Source organism: Microbacterium sp. P5_E9 (assembly GCF_054049175.1).
Window position 1 is genome coordinate 627809 of record NZ_JBFUMV010000002.1, and the last position, 20757, is coordinate 648565.

Annotated in this window: 21 protein-coding genes; 8 read left to right on the top strand and 13 right to left on the bottom strand. The window is 70.1% G+C overall.

Translation table 11 applies throughout. The annotated features are described in order from the left end of the window. Positions 1–16: 16 nt before the first annotated feature. Both ACXJ3V_RS06200 and ACXJ3V_RS06205 read left to right on the top strand, forming a co-directional pair. Positions 17–817, top strand: coding sequence for a methyltransferase domain-containing protein (locus tag ACXJ3V_RS06200; protein ID WP_457099383.1), 801 nt, complete (start codon positions 17–19; stop codon positions 815–817). A 10-nt stretch (positions 818–827) separates the two neighbouring features. Next, a complete protein-coding gene (locus ACXJ3V_RS06205) occupies positions 828–1322 on the top strand; it encodes a YbaK/EbsC family protein (RefSeq protein ID WP_457099384.1) in 495 nt (164 codons plus the stop codon). A gap of 33 nt (positions 1323–1355) precedes the next feature. Here ACXJ3V_RS06205 and ACXJ3V_RS06210 read toward each other — a convergent pair whose 3' ends face one another. Genes ACXJ3V_RS06210 through ACXJ3V_RS06220 form a run of 3 tightly spaced genes read right to left on the bottom strand, consistent with a single transcriptional unit; the run spans position 1356 to position 4658 of the window. Continuing rightward, positions 1356–2267 (bottom strand): carbohydrate ABC transporter permease, encoded by a 912-nt coding sequence (locus ACXJ3V_RS06210; RefSeq protein WP_457099385.1) that lies wholly within the window; start codon positions 2265–2267, stop codon positions 1356–1358. Continuing rightward, the gene (locus tag ACXJ3V_RS06215; RefSeq protein ID WP_457099386.1) at positions 2264–3400 is read right to left on the bottom strand and encodes a carbohydrate ABC transporter permease; all 1137 of its coding nucleotides are present in this window, start codon (positions 3398–3400) and stop codon (positions 2264–2266) included. The genes ACXJ3V_RS06210 and ACXJ3V_RS06215 overlap by 4 nt, the downstream gene beginning before the upstream one ends. A 1-nt stretch (position 3401) precedes the next feature. Then, positions 3402–4658 (bottom strand): sugar ABC transporter substrate-binding protein, encoded by a 1257-nt coding sequence (locus tag ACXJ3V_RS06220; RefSeq protein WP_457099387.1) that lies wholly within the window; start codon positions 4656–4658, stop codon positions 3402–3404. Positions 4659–4852: 194 nt separating this feature from the next. Between ACXJ3V_RS06220 and ACXJ3V_RS06225 the strand changes: the two genes are divergently transcribed. Next, positions 4853–5854: a LacI family DNA-binding transcriptional regulator gene (locus ACXJ3V_RS06225; protein ID WP_457099388.1), complete on the top strand. Its 1002-nt coding sequence runs from the start codon at positions 4853–4855 to the stop codon at positions 5852–5854. 9 nt (positions 5855–5863) lie between these two features. Here the strand turns inward: ACXJ3V_RS06225 and ACXJ3V_RS06230 are convergent, their stop codons facing one another. Then, positions 5864–6658: an IclR family transcriptional regulator gene (locus tag ACXJ3V_RS06230; RefSeq protein WP_457099389.1), complete on the bottom strand. Its 795-nt coding sequence runs from the start codon at positions 6656–6658 to the stop codon at positions 5864–5866. Between the two features lie 52 nt (positions 6659–6710). On the opposite strand from ACXJ3V_RS06230, the gene hutH reads away from it, so the two are divergent. The 3 genes from hutH to hutI are packed head-to-tail and all read left to right on the top strand — an operon-like array spanning position 6711 to position 11178. Further along, on the top strand, positions 6711–8294 hold the full coding sequence (gene hutH, locus ACXJ3V_RS06235) for a histidine ammonia-lyase (protein ID WP_457099390.1): 1584 nt from the start codon (positions 6711–6713) through the stop codon (positions 8292–8294). Then, complete coding sequence (gene hutU / locus ACXJ3V_RS06240; RefSeq protein ID WP_457099391.1) at positions 8291–9997, top strand: urocanate hydratase; 1707 nt, start codon at positions 8291–8293, stop codon at positions 9995–9997. Before hutH ends, hutU begins: the two co-directional genes overlap by 4 nt. Then, positions 9994–11178: an imidazolonepropionase gene (hutI, locus tag ACXJ3V_RS06245; RefSeq protein ID WP_457099392.1), complete on the top strand. Its 1185-nt coding sequence runs from the start codon at positions 9994–9996 to the stop codon at positions 11176–11178. The genes hutU and hutI overlap by 4 nt, the downstream gene beginning before the upstream one ends. A gap of 13 nt (positions 11179–11191) precedes the next feature. Here the strand turns inward: hutI and ACXJ3V_RS06250 are convergent, their stop codons facing one another. The 6 genes from ACXJ3V_RS06250 to ACXJ3V_RS06275 form a co-directional block, all read right to left on the bottom strand. Further along, the gene (locus ACXJ3V_RS06250; protein ID WP_457099393.1) at positions 11192–11659 is read right to left on the bottom strand and encodes a SixA phosphatase family protein; all 468 of its coding nucleotides are present in this window, start codon (positions 11657–11659) and stop codon (positions 11192–11194) included. Then, positions 11656–12549 (bottom strand): agmatinase family protein, encoded by an 894-nt coding sequence (locus ACXJ3V_RS06255; protein WP_457099429.1) that lies wholly within the window; start codon positions 12547–12549, stop codon positions 11656–11658. Before ACXJ3V_RS06255 ends, ACXJ3V_RS06250 begins: the two co-directional genes overlap by 4 nt. Further along, positions 12549–12896: a gamma-glutamylcyclotransferase family protein gene (locus ACXJ3V_RS06260; protein WP_457099394.1), complete on the bottom strand. Its 348-nt coding sequence runs from the start codon at positions 12894–12896 to the stop codon at positions 12549–12551. Before ACXJ3V_RS06260 ends, ACXJ3V_RS06255 begins: the two co-directional genes overlap by 1 nt. 48 nt (positions 12897–12944) lie before the next feature. Next, a complete protein-coding gene (locus ACXJ3V_RS06265) occupies positions 12945–14216 on the bottom strand; it encodes a DUF445 domain-containing protein (protein WP_457099395.1) in 1272 nt (423 codons plus the stop codon). A gap of 32 nt (positions 14217–14248) precedes the next feature. Beyond that, on the bottom strand, positions 14249–14914 hold the full coding sequence (locus ACXJ3V_RS06270; RefSeq protein WP_457099396.1) for an FMN-dependent NADH-azoreductase: 666 nt from the start codon (positions 14912–14914) through the stop codon (positions 14249–14251). A gap of 121 nt (positions 14915–15035) precedes the next feature. Further along, positions 15036–16208, bottom strand: coding sequence for an acyl-CoA dehydrogenase family protein (locus ACXJ3V_RS06275; protein ID WP_457099397.1), 1173 nt, complete (start codon positions 16206–16208; stop codon positions 15036–15038). Positions 16209–16267: 59 nt separating this feature from the next. Here ACXJ3V_RS06275 and ACXJ3V_RS06280 point away from each other — a divergent pair, with 59 nt between their 5' ends. Further along, a complete protein-coding gene (locus ACXJ3V_RS06280; protein ID WP_457099398.1) occupies positions 16268–17266 on the top strand; it encodes a TIGR00341 family protein in 999 nt (332 codons plus the stop codon). A 26-nt stretch (positions 17267–17292) separates the two neighbouring features. Here ACXJ3V_RS06280 and ACXJ3V_RS06285 read toward each other — a convergent pair whose 3' ends face one another. Continuing rightward, on the bottom strand, positions 17293–18054 hold the full coding sequence (locus ACXJ3V_RS06285) for an alpha/beta fold hydrolase (protein ID WP_457099399.1): 762 nt from the start codon (positions 18052–18054) through the stop codon (positions 17293–17295). 54 nt (positions 18055–18108) lie between these two features. On the opposite strand from ACXJ3V_RS06285, the gene ACXJ3V_RS06290 reads away from it, so the two are divergent. Continuing rightward, the gene (locus ACXJ3V_RS06290; RefSeq protein ID WP_457099400.1) at positions 18109–18513 is read left to right on the top strand and encodes a pilus assembly protein CpaE; all 405 of its coding nucleotides are present in this window, start codon (positions 18109–18111) and stop codon (positions 18511–18513) included. A gap of 6 nt (positions 18514–18519) precedes the next feature. Here ACXJ3V_RS06290 and ACXJ3V_RS06295 read toward each other — a convergent pair whose 3' ends face one another. After that, positions 18520–19404, bottom strand: a complete 885-nt coding sequence (locus ACXJ3V_RS06295; RefSeq protein WP_457099401.1) for an intradiol ring-cleavage dioxygenase — start codon at positions 19402–19404, stop codon at positions 18520–18522. A 58-nt stretch (positions 19405–19462) separates the two neighbouring features. After that, positions 19463–20626 (bottom strand): MFS transporter, encoded by a 1164-nt coding sequence (locus ACXJ3V_RS06300; RefSeq protein WP_457099430.1) that lies wholly within the window; start codon positions 20624–20626, stop codon positions 19463–19465. Between the last annotated feature and the right edge of the window lie 131 nt (positions 20627–20757).

Sequence of the window (20757 nt, forward strand, 5' to 3'; positions counted from 1 at the left end):
CCGCTAGCCTCGGAGCATGGCTGAGCGCTACACCCACGGACACCACGAGAGCGTGCTGCGATCGCACACCTGGCGGACGGTCGACAACTCCGCCGCCTACCTCGCGCCGCTGCTGCGGCCGGGGCTCGCGGTCCTCGACGTCGGCGCCGGCCCTGGCACGATCACCGTGGAACTCGCCGAGCGCGTCGCACCCGGGCACGTGACGGGACTGGATGCCGCAGCCGACGTGGTGGCGCAGGCTGCCGCCCTCGCCGCCGACCGCGGGATCGGCAACGTCGAGTTCCTCGTCGGCGACGCGTACGCGCTCGACCGGCCGGCGGACGGGTACGACGTCGTGCACGCCCATCAGGTGCTGCAGCATCTCGCCCGTCCGGTCGACGCGCTGCGGGAGTTCCGTCGGGTTCTCGCGCCGGGCGGACTGGTCGCGGTGCGCGACGTCGACTACGAAGGCGTCATCTGGCACCCACGGGTGCCCGCGCTCGACGAGTGGCTCGATGTGTACCTGCGCACCCATCGCGCCGTGACAGGGGAGCCCGCCGCGGGCCGGCTGCTCAAGTCGTGGGCGCGCGCGGCCGGTTTCACCGAGGTCGTGTCGTCGGCGTCGGTGTGGTTGTACGAATCTCCGGCCGAGCGGGAATGGTGGGGCGGTCTGTGGGCCGATCGTGCCCTGAAGTCCGCGTTCACAGGCCATACGGTGACCCACGGCGTCACCGATCTCGCGGGTCTCGAGCGCATCGCGGACGGCTGGCGGGAGTGGGCCGCGGCCGAGGACGGCTGGCTGCTCATGCCGCACGGCGAGGTGGTGGCGCGCGGCTAGGCTGGCGCGCGTGACAGAGCACTCGCCCCCGCACCTCCCCGCCCGCAGCCGCCTCGTTCACGACGCACTTCGCGCCGTCGGTATCGCCGGAGACATCGTCGTGCTGCCGGATGCCGCGGCCACCGCCCCTCTCGCCGCAGCGGCGCTGGGGGTCGAAGTGGGAGCCATCGCGAACAGCCTCGTGTTCTGGTCCGACGGCGAACCGCTCCTGGTCATGACGAGCGGCGCCCACCGGGTCGACACCGCCGCGCTCGCGCGGCGACTCGGACGCGAGAAGATCCAGCGTGCCACCCCCGACCAGGTGCGCGCGGCGACCGGTCAGACGATCGGAGGAGTGGCGCCCACGGGACACCCAGCGCCCCTGAAAACGATCGTGGATGAGGACCTTTCGGCCTTCCCGGAGATCTGGGCCGCCGGCGGCACCCCGCACACCGTCTTCCCGCTCACCTACGACGAGCTCGTGCGGCTCACCGCCGGCGCAGTCTCGAAGGTCGACGAGGACTGACCGCAGCGAAGCCAGACGCGCCGGAGTGGTTGGTCATCCCTTTTCCGCACCCTCCGTCGTGTTCATGATCCGCTTCTGGAAGATGAAGAACATCACGGCGACGGGGATCGTCATGATGGCGGCGGCCGCCAGTTTGAGCGGGAACTGGTTGCCCTGGCTCAGCTGGCCGGACGCCAGCGAAGCGACGCCCTTCGTCAGGGTGGTGAGCGCGGGCGACTGCGTCGACACGATGAAGTGGTTGAGCTCGTTCCACGATCCCTGGAACGACAGGATGATGATCGTGATGAGCGCGGGCCGCGCCATCGGGAGCACGACAGACCAGAAGATCCGAAACGCCCCCGCGCCGTCGATCCGGGCCTGCTCCTCGACCGACACCGGGATCGACTCGAAGAAGTTCTTCATGATGAAGATGCCGGCCGCATCCACCAGGAGCGGCAGGATCATGCCGGCGTACGAGTCGTAGATGCCGATCTGGTTCAGCACCAGGAACTTGGGGATCAGCAGCACCACGCCGGGCACCGCCATCACCGCGACCACGGTCGCGAAGATCCAGGCCCGGCCGCGGAAGTGCAGCCGCGCGAGCGCGTAGCCGGCGAGCGACACGAAGAACACCCGGCCCAGGGTCACGAAGATCGTGACGATCGCGGAGTTCATGAACCAGAGCGGGAAGTCGCTGCGGGAGAAAAGCAGATCGTACGCGGCGAACGACCACACGGTCGGGATCAGCGAGATCGGGTCGGCGGTGGCCTCGGCATCCGTCTTGAAAGAAGTCGCCACCTGCACGAGGAACGGGTAGATGTAGATGATCGCCAGCACGAGCAGGATCGCGTAGAGCAGCACCTGCCCGCCGACCGACTTCACGGTGAGGCTGCGCCGCCTGGGGGAAGCGGGCTGCGGCACGACGGCGACGGCGGTGTCGGCGACGGCGACAGGAGCGACGGTCATGGAGACGTTCCCTTCACGACGGCGGGGGTGGCAGCCGGCTGGACTGGCGGCTGACCCTTCACCTGGTACTGGCGGATGCGGCGCTTCGAGACGGGACGCTCGCGAAGCACCCAGCGCTGAAAGACCGTGAACACGATGATGATGAGGAACAGGATGAAGGCGATCGCCGATCCCTGCCCCCACTTCTGATTCTCGAATGCCGCCTGATAGGAGAGGTAAGCGGGGGTCAGGGTCGTCTTGGCCGGCCCACCTCTGGTGCCGGTGTAGATCTGGTCGAAGACCTGCCAGCATCCGATCAGCCCCAGCGTCAGCACGGTGAAGATGGTGACCCGGAGCTGGGGGAACGTGATGGACCAGAAACGCTGCCACCCGTTCGCGCCGTCCATCATGCCTGCTTCGCCGAGCTCGGAGCCGATGCTCTGCAGTGCCGCGACGAAGAGAAGCATGAATGTTCCGCTGGTCGTGAAGATGCCCATCAGGATGAAGGCGCTCATCGCGACGGATGGTCCCGCAATCCACTCCCACCACGTGACGCCCAGGAATTGGTTGGTCAGCAGCCATTTCGGGCCGTCGAGGGGTCCTCGGCCCATTGCGAGGTGGATGATGCCGCGCGGTTCGAAGAACCAGTTCGGCCCGTTGATGCCGATCCATGACAGGACTTGGTTGACGACTCCGAATTTCGCGAAGAGGAAGAGCCACAGGATCGTGATGGCGACGGAACTGGTCACCGACGGGAAGTAGAAGGCGGTGCGGAAGAACCCGCGTCCGCGGAGGATCGCGCGGCTCACCAGCACCGCGAGGAAGAGCGACAGCGCGGTCTGCAGCGGCACCACCAGCGCCACGTACCACGCGTTGTTGCGCAGCGAGAGCCCGAAGTTGCGTTCGGTGAGACCACCGCCGGTCGTCACATCGGCATAGTTCGCCAATCCCACGAAGTCGACGCTGGAAGACAGCGGGCTGCCACGGCCGTTCCAGTCGGAAAAGCTCACCCACAGCGCCATCAGTACGGGAATGAAGAGGAAGACGCCCAGGATGATGATGATCGGAGCCGTGAACAGCCACCCCGCGGCCCCCTCGCCGCGCCGGATCCCCGAGGATCCGGCGCGGGAGGTGGTCTTGACCAGGTCGGTCATCTCAGCCGCCGACCACGGCCTCGAGGTTCGTCTGCACCGAGTCGAGGATCGCCTGGGGATCACCGGTCTTGAGGCCCTCCAGCTGCGCGTTGAAGTCTGCGATGACTTCGTTTGCGCCGGCCTCGGTCGGCGGGTACTGCGCGTAGTCCGCCCCGGTGAGGAACGCCGCCAGGTCGGGGTTCTCGGTGCTCCACTGCTCGGCGGCAGACTGGATCGAGGGCATCGGACCGAACGCCTTCGAGAAGGCGAGCTGCTGGTCGGTGGCGGTCAGGTACTCCACGAGGTCGAGAGCGGCCTTCTGGTTGGGGCTGTCAGCGGCCATGCCCCAGCAGTTGGTGAACTGCAGGGTGCCCTGTCCGCCGGGGCCGGCCGGGAGCTCGGCGACCGTGTATTTGACGTCGGGGTAGTCGTTGGTCATCGCACCGCCGATCCAGTTGCCCTCGATGACCATCGCGGCGAGCTGCTTGCCGAAGGCCTCGCCACCCCAGCCCGCTCCGACGTCCTTCGCGTACGCGAAGTTGCCGGCGTTGAGGCCGTCCTTGACGTAGGTCAGGGCGTCCACGTTCTCCTTGCTGTTCGCCACAGCCTTGCCGTCGACGACAAGGCCGCCGCCCGCTTGGGCCATGAACGCGCCGATGCGCGCATACTCTCCGCCGAACGCGAGCCCGACCACGCCATTGGCGGTCAGCTTCTTGCTCACATCAGTCAGCTGTTCCCAGGTCGTCGGGAGGTCGGCGTCGGTCAGACCGGCTGCTGTCCACAGGTCGTTGTTGATGATGAGCGCGAGCGTGGAGAAGTCCTTGGGCGCGCAGTAGAAGTCGCCGTCCACCGTGAAGTTGTCGACGAGGGCGGGGTAGAAGTCGTCCTTGTTGCCGAGCTGGTCACCGTAGGCCTTGAGCGATCCGTTGCCGGCATAGCCGGCGATCGCGTCGGGGGACAGGTAGAACAGGTCGGGCGGCGAACCCGCTGCGAAGCCCTGTGCGAGCTGCTGGTTCATGTCGTTGGCGACTTCGACGGTCGCTTCCACACCGGAGTCATTCGACCAGGCGGCGACCGCATCTTCGACGGCGGCCGTCTCGGCCTCGCCGCTCGATCCGATCAGCAGGGTGAGCGCGTCGTCGGATGACGTCAGGTCGCCTGCGCCGGCGGTGTCGGCGGGCTGGTCGAACCCCGAGCCGCCGCAGCCCGTGAGCGCAAGTGCGGCGGTGGCTAGGACGGCGCCGGCTGCCAGAAGTGCGCGCCTCTTGTGCTGTGTCATTTCTCTCTCCTTCGATGAGTCGGATCCGCGGCGGACTCGTGGTCATCCGTGATCGCTCGCGGTGCAAAGTTGGAACGATCAAAGACGTGCCGCACGGTCACGCTACGACGGCACTCAGCACCGAACAAGGTGGTTGACAGGGCCTTAGAATTGCGTTCAGGACGTTCACAGCGGGGCTCGACGGAGGGATTCGCGTGGCGAGATCACCGACCGTCGAAGACGTCGCGCGGGCCGCGGGGGTGAGCCGCCAGACCGTCTCCAACGTGCTCAACACGCCGGGGATCGTCAAGGACTCCACCCGTGAGCGCGTCGAAACCGCGATTGCGGCCCTCGGCTACCGCCCGCACGCTGCTGCTCGCATGCTGCGCACCAGACGGAGCTCGACCATCGGCATCCATCTCGATCCATACGCAGGCGGCATCTCCGGGGTCGTGCTCGACCGCTTCATCCACGCGCTGACCCAGCTCGCGAGCGAGCGGGGCATGCGCATGCTCGTCTACACGGCCCGGACGGACGCAGAAGAGCTCAGCCGACTGGCGGAACTGTCCGACAGCGCCGAGATCGACGCGGTCGTCATCACCGGGACGTTCCGCGGGGATCCGCGCACCGGCTGGCTGAGCGAGCGGAAGCTGCCGTTCGTGTCGTTCGGGCGGCCGTGGGGCGCCGATGACGTCGCGGAGCCGCTGCACCCCTGGGTCGACGTCGACGGCGCGGCCGGGACGCGCGCCGCCACCGAGCACGCCCTGTCGATCGCGGGTGCCCGGGTGGCGTTCCTCGGCTGGCCGGCCGGTTCGGGAACCGGGGATGACCGGGAACGCGGATGGCGGGAGGCGATGGCTGCGGCGGGGTCGACGACCCCGCGATATACGGCGGTCGACGATGTCGGCGTCGCGCGAGATGCGGCAGCGGCGGCACTCGACGCGCGAGAGGCCGACGCGATCGTGTGCGCGAGCGACTCGCTTGCGATCGGAGTCCACCTCGCAGCGGTGGCGGCCGGCGTGCCACGGCTTCCCGTGATCGGGTTCGACAACACCCCGGCCGCGGAGGCGCTCGGGATCAGCAGTGTGGAGCAGCTGCCCGAGCGTGTCGCTGCGGGCGCCCTGGAGTTGCTCATGGGGCCGACCGGAAGTGCGATCGCGCCGCACCCTCTGGGCCTCGCGCACGTCCTGGTGACGCCGCGGCTCGTCGTGCGCTGAGTCGCCTGTCTACCGTGCGCCGCCGATCCGGCGGGCGAGCTCTGCGGCGGCCGGTGCGACCAGCGCCGCGAGGGCCGGGGCATCCGCTTCGGCGTCTTCGGCGTACGTGACGGCCAGGGCCGCGATCGGCCAGCCGCTGTGGTCGCGCACCGCGACGCCCACCGAGCAGAGTCCGAGGGTGACTTCACCGTCCTCTGACGCGAAGCCCCGCGCCCGGGTCAATCGCAGCAGCTCGCGGAGCTCGCCGGGCCGCTGCGGACCGCGGCCGGTGCGGTCGGCGAAGGCCGATGCATCCGGGAACAGCGCACGGACCTGCTCTCGTGGCAGCGCCGCGAGCATCGCCCGGCCGGTGGCGGTCAGGTGCGCGGGCAGCCGCACCCCGACGTCGGTCACGAGCGCGGGGCGCCGAGGGGCGCGCTCCTCGACGATGTAGACGACGTCCCGGCCGCTCATCACAGCCAGATGGGCGCTCTCCCCGGCGCGGTCGGCGAGCGCGGCGATGAGCGGTCGGCCGAGTCGCGCGAGCGGCTGCTGCCGGGCGAAGCCTCCGGCCAGCTCGAACGCCGCGGTGCCGAGCCCCCAGCGCCGCTCGGCGGGGAGGTGCACCACGAACCCGTGCTCCTCGAGGGCTGAGAGCAGGTGGTACACCGTGGAACGGGGGATGCCGAGCTGAGCCGCGATCGTACTCGCGGCGATCGGGCCGCGCTGGTGACCGAGGAGCGAGAGGATCCGCAGTGTCTGGTCGGCGGCCGGAACCTGTGGGCGCACCTCCGCCCGCGGCGCGTTGTCTGGGATCACAGACACAGGATCGCATGGAGGACCCCCACGCGCGAGCGTCGGGGTGTGGAATCGGGTCATGGCCACCCTCATCGAAACCGCGGGCGCCCTCGGCACGGTCGTCGTCGGCGCCGCACCCCTGCGCCCCGAAGACGTCGTCGCCGTAGCCCGCCACGACGCGCGGGTCGAACTCGACGCCGGCGCGATGGTGCGCGTCGCGGCCACCCGGGCCCTCGTCGAAGGACTCGCCGACGATCCCGAACCGCATTACGGCATCTCCACCGGGTTCGGCGCGCTCGCCACCACCTTCATCGCCCCCGAGCGCCGACTCCAGCTGCAGGCGAGCCTCATCCGCTCGCATGCCGCCGGCACCGGCGCCGAGGTCGAGCGCGAAGTCGTGCGCGCGCTCCAGCTGCTGCGCCTGCAGACGCTCGCGACCGCGCACACCGGGGTGCGCCCGATCGTCGTGGAGACCTACGCCGCGATGCTCAACGCCGGCATCACCCCGATCGTGCGCGAATACGGCTCGCTCGGCTGCTCGGGCGACCTGGCGCCGCTGTCGCACGTCGCGCTCGCCGCGATGGGCGAGGGGCAGGTGCACGTCGCCCCTTCGACAGGCTCAGGGACCGGGAAGCTCGTCGAGGCGGCGGACGCGCTCGCCGCGGCATCCATCGCTCCGCTCGAACTGCGCGAGAAGGAGGGCCTCGCCCTCATCAACGGCACCGACGGCATGCTCGGGATGCTGCTGCTGGCCCTGCACGACCTGTCGGTGCTGCTCGACACGGCCGACGTCGCCGCAGCGATGTCGATCGAGAGCCAGCTCGGGACGGATGCCGTCTTCGCCGCCGACCTCATGGCGCTGCGGCCGCAGGTCGGCCAGGCGGCCTCGGCGGCGAACCTGCGGGCGTTCCTCGCGGACTCGGACATCATGGCGAGCCACCGCGACCCCGCGGTGTGCACCCGGGTGCAGGATGCGTATTCGCTGCGCTGCTCGCCGCAGGTGCACGGCGCAGCGCGCGACACCGTCGAGTACGCCCGGACTATCGCGTTCCGGGAGCTTTCGTCGGCGGTCGACAACCCCGTCATCACCGACGACGGCCGGGTGGAGTCCAACGGCAACTTCCACGGGGCGCCGGTGGCGTACGTCCTCGACTTCCTCGCGATCGCCCTCGCGGACGTCGCCTCGATCTCGGAGCGCCGCACCGATCGCGCCCTGGACCCCGCGCGCAGCCACGGCCTGCCGCCGTTCCTCGCGCACGAGGTCGGCGTCGACTCCGGGCTGATGATCGCGCAGTACGCGGCGGCAGGGATCGTCTCCGAGCTCAAGCGACTCGCGGTCCCGGCATCCGTCGACTCCATCCCGTCTTCGGCGATGCAGGAGGACCACGTGTCGATGGGCTGGGCCGCCGCGCGCAAACTGCGGCGCGGCGTCGACGGGCTCGCCCGCGTGCTCGGGATCGAGGTGCTCACGGCCGCTCGGGCGCTCGACCTGCGGGCGCCGCTGCAGCCCGGCCCCGCGACCCGCGCGGTGCGGGACCTGGTCCGGACGGTCGTCGATGGACCCGGACCCGACCGATTCCTCTCACCCGACATGGAGGCGGTGGCCGAACTCGTCCGCTCGGGTGCCGTCGCACGCGCCGCCTACGAAGGAGCATCGAGATGACCACCACTGACACCACGTCGACAGGCTCAGTGACCGAGGGCACCAGCCCCGGCACCGAACCCGCCAGGGTCGTCCGTGCGGCTCGCGGCAGCCAGCGCACCGCCAAGAGCTGGGGCGCCGAGGCCGCCAAGCGCATGCTCATGAACAACCTCGACCCCGACGTCGCCGAGCACCCCGAAGACCTCGTCGTCTACGGCGGCACCGGCAAGGCCGCGCGCAGCTGGGCGGCCTTCGACGCGATCGTGCGCACCCTCGATGAGCTCGAGCCCGATGAGACGCTCCTCGTGCAGTCCGGCAAGCCGGTCGGCGTGTTCCGCACGCACGAGTGGGCGCCCCGCGTGCTCATCGCCAACTCGAACCTGGTGGGGGACTGGGCCACCTGGCCGGAGTTCCGCAGGCTCGAGGCGCTTGGCCTCACGATGTACGGCCAGATGACGGCAGGATCGTGGATCTACATCGGCACGCAGGGCATCCTCCAGGGCACGTACGAGACCTTCGCCGCCGTGGCGAAGTCGCTCGGACGGGACTCGCTCGCCGGCACCCTCACCTTGACGGGCGGATGCGGCGGCATGGGCGGCGCGCAGCCGCTCGCCGCCACGATGAACGGCGGAGCCGTGCTCATCGTCGACGTCGACGAGTCGCGCCTGGCTCGGCGAGTGGAGCACGGCTACCTCGACGAGTACACCACCGACCTCGACGACGCCGTGGCTCGGGCCGTCGCGGCGAAGATCGAAGGCCGTGCCCTTTCGGTGGGCGTCGTCGGCAATGCGGCCGAGGTCTTCGGCGACCTGCTGCTGCGCGGGGTGCCCATCGACATCGTCACCGATCAGACCAGCGCGCACGACCCGCTCGCGTACCTTCCCGTGGGCATCGCCTTCGAGGACTGGCGCGCCGAGTCAGACCGCGACCCCGAGGGCTTCACCGCGCGGGCGCGGGGTTCGATGGCGAAGCAGGTGGCCGCGATGGTGGGATTCCAGGATGCCGGGGCCGCCGTCTTCGACTACGGAAACTCGATCCGGCGCGAGGCGGAGCTGGGCGGCTTCGCGCGGGCGTTCGCCTTCCCCGGCTTCGTCCCGGCTTACATCCGTCCGCTCTTCGCCGAGGGCAAGGGACCGTTCCGCTGGGTCGCCCTCTCCGGCGACCCGGAGGACATCGCCAAGACGGATCGGGCGGTCAAGGAGCTCTTCCCCGAGGATGCCGCGCTGCACCGCTGGCTGGAACAGGCGGCGGACAAGGTGCATTTCGAAGGGCTGCCCGCGCGGATCTGCTGGCTCGGCTACAAAGAGCGGCACCTCGCAGGTCTGAAGTTCAACGAGATGGTGGCGTCCGGCGAGCTGTCGGGGCCGATCGTCATCGGCCGTGACCACCTCGACGCCGGATCGGTCGCTTCGCCCTACCGCGAGACCGAGGCAATGGCCGACGGCTCCGACGCGATCGCCGACTGGCCGCTCCTCAACGCCCTGCTCAACACGGCGAGCGGCGCCTCGTGGGTGTCGATCCACCACGGTGGGGGCGTCGGGATCGGTCGCAGCATCCACGCCGGACAGGTCACGGTCGCCGACGGCACGGCCCTCGCGGCCGAGAAGCTCGAGCGCGTGCTCACCAACGACCCCGGCACCGGCGTCATGCGCCACGTCGACGCGGGCTACGAGCGGGCCAAGGACGTCGCGCGCGAGCGCGGCCTGAAGGTGCCGATGCTGTGAGCGCGACCCTGATCACGAACATCGGCGAGCTGACCACGAACGCCGGCCCTTCGACAGGCTCAGCGACCGACGGGGATCCGTGCGGGACGATGACGGATGCCGCGATCCTCGTCGACGGCACGCGCATCGTCTGGGTCGGCTCGGCGGCGGAGGCCGCTCGAACCGGCGTCGCTATAGTGGATGCTGGCGGCAGGGCCGTCATCCCGGGTTTCGTGGACAGCCACACGCACCTCCTCTTCGCGGGGGACCGTGCCGACGAGTTCGAGGCGCGGATGGCCGGCACGCCGTATGCCGCCGGCGGCATACGGCGAACGGTCGCCGCGACCCGCGCCGCCACAGACGAGGAACTGCGCCGCCGGCTGGCCCGACTCGTGGCCGAGCTGCGCGCCCAGGGCACGACGACGTGCGAGGTGAAGACCGGGTACGGCCTCACGGTGCACGACGAGGAGCGACTCGCCCGCCTGGCCCGCGAAGTGACCACGGAGGTCACCTACCTCGGCGCGCACGTCGTGCCCGCCGAGTTCGCGGATCGCCGCGACGAGTACGTCGACCTCGTCTGCGGCCAGATGCTCGCGGCCTGCGTGCCGCATGCCCGCTGGATCGACGTCTTCTGCGAACGCGGCGCCTTCACGCCCGACGAGTCCCTGCGGATCCTGACGGCGGGCATCGTGCAGGGCCTCCTTCCCCGGGTGCACGGCAACCAGCTCGGGCCGGGGAAGGGGGTGCGGCTCGCGGTCGCGGTGCGCGCGGCATCCGTCGATCACTGCACCTACCTCGACGACGACGACGTCGCGGCTCTGGCGGGCTCCGACACCGTCGCGACGCTGCTGCCCGGCGTCGAGTTCTCCACCCGTCAGCCGTATCCCGACGCGCGCCGGCTGCTCGATGCCGGGGTCACCGTCGCTCTCGCGAGCGACTGCAACCCCGGGTCGAGTTTCACCAGCTCCATGCCGCTCATGGTGGCGCTGGCCGTGCGCGAGATGGGAATGACCACCGCGGAGGCGGTGTGGGCGGCGACGGCAGGGGGAGCGCGCGCCCTGCGCCGCAGCGATGTGGGCGCGATCGCCCCGGGCATGCGCGCCGATCTCGTCCTCCTCGACGCCCCGAGCAGAACCCACCTCGCCTATCGCCCAGGGGTCCCGCTCGTGGCGAAGGTCTGGAAGGACGGCGTCGCCCTCTGACGCCCGCAGACGCTCAGCGTGGGGCGTCGAACGTCCAGGTGTCCGGGTCGACGGCGGTCGCGACATCCCAATCGTCGACGGCCCAGGTGAAGGTCGCCACGGCGCACGTCGGCATGTGCGCAATCTCACCCGACAGCTGCCCGGCGAGCACGGACATGCCCGGATCGTGGGCGACGACCATGACCGAGCCCACGCCGCTCTCCGCGGCCGCCCGCAGCAGCTGCGACGCCGGGGCGCCGTACAGGCGCTCCTGCTCCTGCACCTCGAGCCCAAGCGCTGCGGCGAAGTACGCGGCCGTGGTGCGTGCCCGCAGGGCGGTGCTCGAGAGGATCGCATCGACGCGGAACCCGGAGTCGCGCAGTCGTTCGGCCATCACCGGCGCATCGCGCAGCCCCCGGCTGCCGAGCGGGCGGTCGTGATCGTCGAGCGAGTCGTCGCCCCAGTCCGACTTCGCGTGGCGCACGAGCACGAGTCCGGTCATGACAGCACCGCCCTTCCGGCGAGGAGTTCCAGCACGCACAGCGCGGCGAGGCGGACGGTGCGTCCGTCCGGCGTGTCCGCGGTCGCGTCGACTTCGACAATATCGGCGCTTCGCACCCTGGGATCGGATGCCGCGCCCCGCACGAGGGCGCGCAGCTCCCAGGCCGCGAGGCCACCAGGCACCGATGCGGGGCAGCCGGGCGCGACGGCGCGGTCGCACACGTCGACGTCGATGTCGAGGTGCACCGCGCCGGGACCGGATCCCGCGACTTCGAGCGCTTCGGCCATGACCTCGGCGACCCCGCGGCGACGCACATCGTCGAGGGTGATGACCGTGATCCCGAGCTCGGCGGCGCGCCTGGCGTATGCCGCGGAGTTGGCGAAGTCGGCGATCCCGACCTGCACGATCCGGCGCGGATCGAGCCCGCCTTCGACGAGACGCCGCACGGGCGACCCGTTCGAGATGCCGTCGCGCAGATCGAAGTGGGCGTCCAGGGTGATCAGGCCCGCGGCATCCATCCCCTGCGCCACCGCGAAGGTGGCGGAGTTGTCCCCACCCAGCGCGATCACGAACTCCGCCCGGGCGCGCAGCTCACCCACTCGATAGCGGACGGATGCCTCGCCCTCCGGCCCGTCCGGCTCCACCACGTCCCCCGCATCGACGATCGCGAGCACGTCGTTCAGATCGACCGGCGACGCGCCCAGCAGGGTCGGGCTGAAGCGGCGCAGCGCCTCGAGGACCGCCGTGGGCGTGGCGTGCGCACCGGTCGGGGACAGGGACGTGCGCCACGCCGGAACGCCCAGGATCGCGGCATCCACCCGCCCTGGAACGTCATCGAACGACGGCCAGTCGCCCGCGCGCGGCCAGAGGGGATCGTGGGAGAGGGCCATCACGCCGACAGGTAGACCCACGCGACGCGGCCACTCGCCAGGGTCACGGCGCCACGGGTGTACAGGGCGTCCTCGTACTCGTCGGCCGCTTCCAGCTCATCCTCGGTGACCATCAGCACCACGCCGGTGACCTTGTCGCGTGGACTGCCGGTCGCGCGGACGATCGGCTGCACGGTCGGGCCGGAGGTGTCGAGCAGCCTGGGGTCATCGATCTCGATGTAGTCGACCGTGTGACCGGGGAGGATGTCGTCTTCGCCGTCGATCAGGCGCCCGAACGTCTCGAGCTGCACCTCCGGGGTCTGGAGCGTCCCGTAGGTGAAGAGGAGCTGATCCGGACGATCGGACATGTGCACAGGGTAGCGCTCGTGGCCGCCCAGCGAACGTCCAATCCTGAGTCAGCCCAACAGGGCCTGGGCGATCGCGAAGATGACGAGCCCCGCCAGGGCGCCGACGATCGTGCCGTTGAGGCGGATGTACTGCAGGTCGCGCCCGACCATGAGCTCGATCTTCTCCGTCGTTTCCTGGGGATCCCAGCGCTCGACCGTCTCCGTGATGATCGACGCGATGTCGTGGCGGTACCGATCCACGAGGAAGACAGCCGAGTCGGTGACCCAGAGATCCACGCGGTGCTGGAGCGCCGCATCGGTCGTCAGACGCTCCCCGATCTCGCGGAGCGCCTCGACGATCCGCCGGCGCAGCGTGCTCTGCGGGTCGGCCAGCGAGGCGATCAGGCCGGTCTTCGCGCCGTTCCAGGCCTCGGCGGCGAGCTCGCGCACCCGCGGGCTGTCGAAGACCGCGACCTTGGCGTCTTCGAGGCCGCCGATGGTCGCGGGGTCGTGCTGCAGGTTCTCGGCGAGCTTCGCGAGGTAGCCGTCGACGGCGTGGCGGGCGGGATGCTCCGGATCCGCCCGCACCGCCTCGATGAAGCGGACCGCCTCGTTGTAGGCGGTGTCGTCGACCAGCCGGTGGGCGATCGACGGCACCCACTGCGGGAGCCGACGCGACACGAGCCCGATGAACGCGGCGTGATTGGCGGCGAGCCAGTTCGCGATGCTGTCGGCGGCGAGATCGACGGCGGAGTGATGCGCGCGCGCGTCGATGATGCGAACGAGCCAGGTGCCGAGCGGGGGTCCCCATTCCGGCGCGATGAGATGTTCGCGGGCGAGCTGTTCGATCACGTCGCTGACGTCGTCGTCGCTGAGCGCGCGCAGGATGCCGGACGCCATGACGGATGCCTCGGCTCCGACCCGCTCCGCGTGCACCGGCATCCGCAGCCACTCGCCGGTGCGCGCGGCGATCGGCGTGGTCTCGAGCTTGGTGCGCACCACCTCGCCGGAGAGGAAGTTGGTCTCGACGAACTCGCCGAGGGTGCGGCCGATCTCGTCCTTGCGGTTGGGGATGATCGCGGTGTGCGGGATCGGGATGCCGAGCGGATGCCGGAACAGCGCTGTCACCGCGAACCAGTCGGCGAGCGCGCCGACCATGCCGCCCTCGGCGGCGGCCCGGACGTAGGCGAGCGCGGGCACCTGCTCCTCGAAGGCGAAAGCGACCGCGAACACGACGGCCATGCCGACGAGCGCGCCCAAGGCGACGCCCTTCATGACCCGCAGGCCGCGTCGGCGCTCCTGATCTGCCGGACTCAGCAGCGCCGTGGGGGTGGGGGCCATCCCGTCATCCTCGCACGCGTTCGCGCACCGGGTCAGGCGGAGATGGCGTCAGCCTCCAGATCGGCGTCCCATTCGAAGTCCGTCGCGAGCTGCCGGGCCTCGGCGGTGGCGCGGGCGAATTCGAGGTCGCTGATCCCGCCGGGCACGTCCTGTGCGTGGGCGTGGACGACGGTGATGTCGGTGATCCCGACGAAGCCGAAGACCGTGCGCAGGTAGGGCTCCAGGAAGTTGGCATCCTTGGCCGGGCTCGACGCGGAGAAGTCGCTTCCGGAGCTCGAGATGATGACCATCTTCTTTCCTGCGATGAGCGGCACCGGATAGCCGATCTCGTTGAACCGGAACAGATAGCCCGGCTGCACGATGCAGTCGATGTAGTACTTCAAGGCGTAGGGCACCGAGAAGTTCCACATCGGAGCGGTGATCACATATCCGTCGGCCGAGAGGAACCGGTTGATCTCGCGCTCGATCCCTCCCCACGACTCCGCGTGGTGACGGTCGATGGGCTGCCCCATCAGCAGGCCGTACTTCGCCTCGATGTTCTGGCCGGCGACCGCCGGCAGGTCCTCGTTGAACAGGTCGACGGTGTCGACCTCCAGAGCCGGATCCGCCTCACGTGAGGCCTCCAGGAAGGAGTTCGCGATCCGGAGGGTGTTGGAGCCATTGGATCGCGGGGTCGCGACAATGTGGAGCAGCTTCATTGGTGCCTGTTTCGGGGTGGTGTGGCGCGGGCGAGGTGGCGAGTACAACCCGGACACGAAGCTCCCCGGTTGGCCAGACTCTATCGAGTTACTGCATTCCGCAGGAAGGGTGTCGACGCATTCAGTTCTCGAGCGGCCCCAGCCACGCGGAGGCGACGGTCGAGTGCGCCGATTCCGGGTCGGACGGATGGAACAGTCCGGCGAGCACATCGCGGTAAAGGCGGCTGAGCTCCGAGCCCGCGAAGTACGACGACCCGCCGGCGACGAGCACCGCGTCATCGACGATCGCCTTCGCCGTCGTGACCGCGCGGTGCTTCACTCCGGCGAGCAGCGCGAACCACTTCGCGCCGTGATCGCCGCGCTCGTCGACGTCGCGGCACAGCGACGACAGCTGCGGGGGGAGGGCGTCGTAGGCGAGCGCCATGTCGGCGATGCGCCAGCGGATGTCGGGGTCTTGGCTGTACGCCAGGCCCGTCTTCTTCGACCGGCGCCTGCCCGCGGTCTCGACCGCGAGGTCGAGCGCGCGGCGCGCGATCCCGGTGTAGACCGAGGCGAGCAGCAGCTCGAACACGCTGAAGATGCCGAACACGATCGGGTCGGGGTTGGGTCCGGGGTCGATCCGCCGCACGACGCGGCCTGCGGACGCGACGGCGCCGCGCAGCTCGGTGGTGCGCGACTGCGTCGCCCGCATCCCGAGGGTGTCCCAGTCGTCGCGGGTCACGACCCTCCCGGCGTCTTCCTCCGAGCGCGGAACGAACGCGTAGACGAGCTTCGGCGCATCGGGCGATGTGGTGTCCAGGCCGTGCAGGCCGAGCTGGGTCCACACCGGGGCGAGCGACGTGAAGATCTTGGTGCCGGTGAACGTGTAGGACCCGTCCGCGGCGGGCGCGGCATCCGTATCGCTTCCGAAGAGCACCAGATCGTTGCCGGCCTCGCTGATGCCGAAGGCGAACACCTCGCCGGCGACGGCGCCCTCGTGCACGAAGCGGAGCGCCTCGATGCCGCGGTCGGCGAGCACTTTCGCGACTCCGGTCCACACGAGATGCATGTTGATCGCGAGGGCGGTCGCCGGTGCCGCGCCGGCGAGCCGCTGCTGTAGGACGGATGCCTCGGCCAGCCCGAGTCCGCCGCCGCCGAGCTCCTGCGGCGCGAGGATCGCGAGGTAGCCGGCCGCCGTGAGCTCGGCGAGGTCCTCGTGCGGGAAGGTGTTCTCGCGATCGTGCACGGCCGCGCGCTCGCGGAAGCGGTCGAGCAGGTCGTCGGGGAGGATGCTGGCCGGATCGAAGTCGCTCACGTCTCCATTCTCGACCGCGGCATGCCACGATGGGCCCACGCAGCCGTCGAGGAGTCGATATGTCCCGTCTGACCCAGACCCTGATCCCTCCTTCGCAGCGGCAGCCCGTCGAGGCACTCCGCGACGCCCTCGACCTGAGCTATGGCGACAAGGTCAGCAAGCGCACCGGCTTCCTGATCATGCTGACGCTCGCGGGGACGATCGCCATCGCGGGCGTGCTCGCCGACTCGACCGCCACCGTCATCGGCGCCATGATCATCGCGCCGCTCGGCACGCCGATCCTGGGGATCGCCCTCGGCATCGTCACCGGTCACCTCCAGCTCGTGCTGCGCTCGATCGCGTGGGTGCTCGCCGGACTGGTGATCGTCGTCGTGCTGGGGCTGCTGTTCGCGGTCTTCGTGGCGACGCCCGAGAGCCTTGCCACCAACTCGCAGGTGCTGGGGCGCACGTCGCCGAGTCTCATGGACCTGATCGCGGCCCTGGTGACCGGGTTGGCGGGCGGCTTCGCGATGTGCCGCAAGGATCTCAGCGCGGTGCTCCCCGGGGTCGCGATCTCGATCTCGCTCGTTCCGCCGCTCGGCGTGGTCGGGGTGTGCGTGGGCCAGGGGCTGTGGAGCGATGCCCTCGGCGCGCTGGTGCTCTTCCTCTCCAACGTCGTCGCCCTCGTGATCGCGGGGAGCATCGTCTTCACGATGGGCGGCTATGCCCGCGATCCCGGATCCTCACCTGTGGCCAACCGGCGCCGCGCCTACATCGTCGTCACGGTGCTCGCGCTGATCATCGCGATCCCACTGGCCGCCAACTCGATCGTCTCGATCGCCATCGCGCGGTGGTCGGTGACCATCCAGCAGGTCGCGGTCGACTGGCTGAAGGAGGAGGCGGGCGCCCGCGTCTACGCGGTGCAGTGGAGCGGGCTGACCGCGACAGTCGACATCACGACCGATGACGGGGAGGTGCCGGCGATCGACGATCTGCAGCAGGCCCTCTCGACCGCGATCCCGAGCTACGTCGGTGTCGTCATCGACGTCGGCCAGGGGGTGGAGCACGTCATTCAGTAGCTGAGCATGACGACGGATGCCGCGGCTCAGCCGGCGAGCGCGGCCCTCAGTACAGCCATCGTCGCCTCGGGCTTGTCTCGGTGCGGGGAGTGACCGGCGCCGGGCACCACCGACATGGTGATCAGCGGGTTGGCGGCGATCACCTCATGGGCGAGACGCCCGGTGAAGATCGAGAAGACCGCGGGATCGGCGCCGATGACATGCGTCGGCATGCGCAGGGCTGCGGCATCCGCCCGCACGTCCCACGGCTCGTTCTGGGCGCTGGTCTGCTCCACGGCCCATCGGCTCGCCTGCTGTGCGGAGAGCGCCTTCAACTCGATGTCGTGCTCGTGCCACGCCGGATGATCGCGGCGCACCGCCGCCTGGGACGGATCGGCGAACGACGCCTCCTGGCTCTCGCGCACGACCTGCCGGTCGTGGGCGTTCAGGTGGATGCCCGGGTCGATGAGGATCAGCCGCCGGGTCCAGGCCGGGTGCGTCGCCGCAGCGGCCGTCGAGGCCGCTCCGCCGAGCGAGTGCCCGATCACGAGGTCCCACGGCTCGGCGTCCGCGGGGGCCGTCGCGGCGAGGTCGGCGGCGTACGCGGCGATCGTGTAGTCGAGCGCACGCGGCGCGGTGCCGTGCCCGCGCAGATCGACGGCCGCGGCGTACCAGCCGTCGTCGGCCAGCGCGACGCCGTACCGCCACATGAGGGCGCCATTGGAGCCCAGCCCGTGGACGAGCAGGGCACGGCGCTGTGAGGAAGGATCGCCCCACGCCAGGCGCGGGAGGGTCACGGGTGCAGGCATGGATTCAGCCTATTGCGACCCCGCGGTGGTCTCGGCGGCAGGAAGATGGTCGTCATGATCTCATCGGACTTGGCCGTCTCCCTGCGGGACGCCGGACTCGTGTGGCACCCGCGGTCGGGCGACCGGTTCCAGCTGGACGAGCCCGAATTCGAGGCGGACGTCTTCACCGTGAGCGAGATGACCATCGAGCCGCGCGAGTACCCGACCGGGAAGATCCTCGCCTTCAACGGCACGACCGAGTGGGCTCTGGACTCGGTCGCGCTCGAGGACGCGCTCTGGCTTCCTCGGGAGGACCAGCTGCGCGAACTGCTGCGCGGCACCTTCCGCGCGCTGCGACGCAGCGCCGACACCCACGAGGTCGAGATCGAGGTGCGCGGTGAGTCGCTGACCTTCGAGCACCCCCAGCCCGAGGACGCGTACGCGCTCGCCGTGCTGGAGCTACTGCGGCGCATCGCCTGATCGGGCTCAGACCCCGACGGTGAGCGCTGCCGCGTATCCTGCGCCGACCGACCCGCTCATCGTCGCGATCTGGTGGATCCCGCCGTCGTCGCCGAAGACGTTGTCGCTCTGCAGCGAGATCTGGGCGAGGTTGCGCACACTCTGCTCGTAGCCCGCCGTCGCGTACACGGCGCTGTTCGTCTCGGCGGGCAGGGCGATCTGGCTCGTCTTGACGATCGGCCCCGATGCGACGGCGGTGGCGACATCCGCATACACCTCGAAGTGGATGTGCGGCCAGCGCCCCGAATAGCAGGCGGGATAGATCGTCGTGAACGTGACCGTGCCGTTCGCGTCGGTCGCCTGCACGCCGCGCAGGTAGTTCTCGTTCTCGACCCCGCGGCTGTAGAGCGAGTAATCGCCGTCCCGGTCGCAGTGCCAGATGTACACACCGCGGCCCGCGAGCGCCGCGCCGGTGGCGGCGTCTCGCACGGTGAGCGCGACAGTGAGAGGAACTCCTTCTGCGACGGTCGTCGACGATCCGAAGCTCGAGCGGATGTCGCTGCGCACGATCCCGGAGTCGTCGAGCACGTCGACGCCGTTCGACCCGTCGCCCGGATAGGGCCCGCCGGTCTCGTCGGGCACCTCGGTCAGGGGACCGGATGCCGCAGCCGTGGGCGACGGGCTCGTCGAGGCGGAACTCGGGGTGGTGGGCGAGGTGCTCGCGGCGGGGGTGGCCGCGGCATCCTCCGTCTTGACGCCACAGGCGGCCAGCAGCGACGTCAGTGCCACACCGCCGAAGATCCCGAGTGCCCGGCGGCGGTTGATCATCGTCTGGACGTCGTAGACGAGGCCGCGGTGGTCCTCGTCGATGACATCGCCGTGCTCATCGATCCAGCGTTCTTCGTTCGTCATGACGACATGCAAGCCGTGCCGGCTATGCGAGCGCTATGGGCGACCTGTGGCGATCGTGTCACGTGATGATGGTGCCGACGGGTTCGGTGTCGGGGATCGGGCTCGGATCGCGCCCGCGCAGGTCGGGGAAGCTGCGCACGAAGACCACCGCGACGAGGACGCCGACCACGGCGAAGCCAGTGGCCGCCGCGTACGCACCCTGGGGGCCGACGCCGTCGATCAGGAAGCCGGCGATCGCCGAGCCGGCTGCTGCCCCGATGAGCTGCCCGGTGCCGACCCACCCGAAGGCTTCGGCCGTGTCGCTGAACTTGACGCTCGCCGACGTCATCGCGAACAGCACCGCGAGGGCCGGGGCGATGCCGATGCCCGCGATGATGAGTGTGCCGCCGAGCCACCATGCATTCAGCGAGATCATCGTCAGGGCGAGGCCCCCTGCGACGATCGCGAGACGCCGGGCCATCGCCCATGGACCGATCGGGATGTGGCCGAGGGTGAGGCCGCCGGCGAGGCTTCCCACCGAGAACAGGGCCAGCACGACCCCGGCCTCGATGCCCTCGTGGCCGAACGTCGCGACGACGCCCGCCTCCACCGCGGCGCACGCGCCGATGAGGAGGAACCCGATGACCGTCGCGAGCAGCACAGCGGGCTTGGTGAGGACTTTGCCGATGCTGCGCCGGCTGCGGGGGATGCGCACGCGCCCGACCTCGGGGGAGAGGATGAACCACAGCCCCCCGCCGATGAGGATGACGACGATCAGCAGGAGCGCCTGGACCGTGCCGACCTGCGTCGCGACAAAGGTGGTGAGCACCGGCGCGATGATCCAGATGATCTCCTGCAGGCTGGCATCGAGCGAGAACAGCGGCGTCAGCTGCCGCGAGTTGACCATCTTCGGGTAGATCGTGCGGACAGCCGACTGGACGGGAGGAGTGGACAGCCCCGCGACCACGCCGAGCGCCATGTAGCCCGGCAGCGGAAGTTGGACCAACGCGATGAGCGTGAGGGTCGCCGCGCAGATAAGCATCGTGGTCGTGAGCACGGGCCGCATGCCCCAACGGCCCATCCAGCGGCTCGTGACGGGGCCGGCGATGGCCTGGCCGACGGATGTCGCGGCCAGCACCAGCCCGGCGGCTCCGTACGACCCGGTGACCTGCTCGATGTGCAGCAGGAGGGCGAGACTCGTCATGCCGGCGGGGAACCGCGCCGTCAGCTGGGCCGCGATGATGCGCCCGACGCCCGGCGTCTTCAGCAGATCCCGGTACCCCGCGTTGCCACCTGCCACCCGTCCACGCTATCGCCCGCGCACCGGGGAGCGACACGCCGTCGATGCCCGCGACACGCCCATACATCTCTCCA

Bases quoted from the DNA above. Each gene is read 5' to 3' on its own strand.
- ACXJ3V_RS06200 (WP_457099383.1), top strand. From the start codon at position 17: ATGGCTGAGCGCTACACCCACGGACACCACGAGAGCGTGCTGCGATCG.
- ACXJ3V_RS06210 (WP_457099385.1), bottom strand. From the start codon at position 2,267: ATGACCGTCGCTCCTGTCGCCGTCGCCGACACCGCCGTCGCCGTCGTG.
- ACXJ3V_RS06215 (WP_457099386.1), bottom strand. From the start codon at position 3,400: ATGACCGACCTGGTCAAGACCACCTCCCGCGCCGGATCCTCGGGGATC.
- ACXJ3V_RS06220 (WP_457099387.1), bottom strand. From the start codon at position 4,658: ATGACACAGCACAAGAGGCGCGCACTTCTGGCAGCCGGCGCCGTCCTA.
- hutH (WP_457099390.1), top strand. From the start codon at position 6,711: ATGGCCACCCTCATCGAAACCGCGGGCGCCCTCGGCACGGTCGTCGTC.
- hutU (WP_457099391.1), top strand. From the start codon at position 8,291: ATGACCACCACTGACACCACGTCGACAGGCTCAGTGACCGAGGGCACC.
- ACXJ3V_RS06250 (WP_457099393.1), bottom strand. From the start codon at position 11,659: ATGACCGGACTCGTGCTCGTGCGCCACGCGAAGTCGGACTGGGGCGAC.
- ACXJ3V_RS06255 (WP_457099429.1), bottom strand. From the start codon at position 12,549: ATGGCCCTCTCCCACGATCCCCTCTGGCCGCGCGCGGGCGACTGGCCG.
- ACXJ3V_RS06260 (WP_457099394.1), bottom strand. From the start codon at position 12,896: ATGTCCGATCGTCCGGATCAGCTCCTCTTCACCTACGGGACGCTCCAG.
- ACXJ3V_RS06265 (WP_457099395.1), bottom strand. From the start codon at position 14,216: ATGGCCCCCACCCCCACGGCGCTGCTGAGTCCGGCAGATCAGGAGCGC.
- ACXJ3V_RS06270 (WP_457099396.1), bottom strand. From the start codon at position 14,914: ATGAAGCTGCTCCACATTGTCGCGACCCCGCGATCCAATGGCTCCAAC.
- ACXJ3V_RS06280 (WP_457099398.1), top strand. From the start codon at position 16,268: ATGTCCCGTCTGACCCAGACCCTGATCCCTCCTTCGCAGCGGCAGCCC.
- ACXJ3V_RS06285 (WP_457099399.1), bottom strand. From the start codon at position 18,054: ATGCCTGCACCCGTGACCCTCCCGCGCCTGGCGTGGGGCGATCCTTCC.
- ACXJ3V_RS06290 (WP_457099400.1), top strand. From the start codon at position 18,109: ATGATCTCATCGGACTTGGCCGTCTCCCTGCGGGACGCCGGACTCGTG.
- ACXJ3V_RS06295 (WP_457099401.1), bottom strand. From the start codon at position 19,404: ATGACGAACGAAGAACGCTGGATCGATGAGCACGGCGATGTCATCGAC.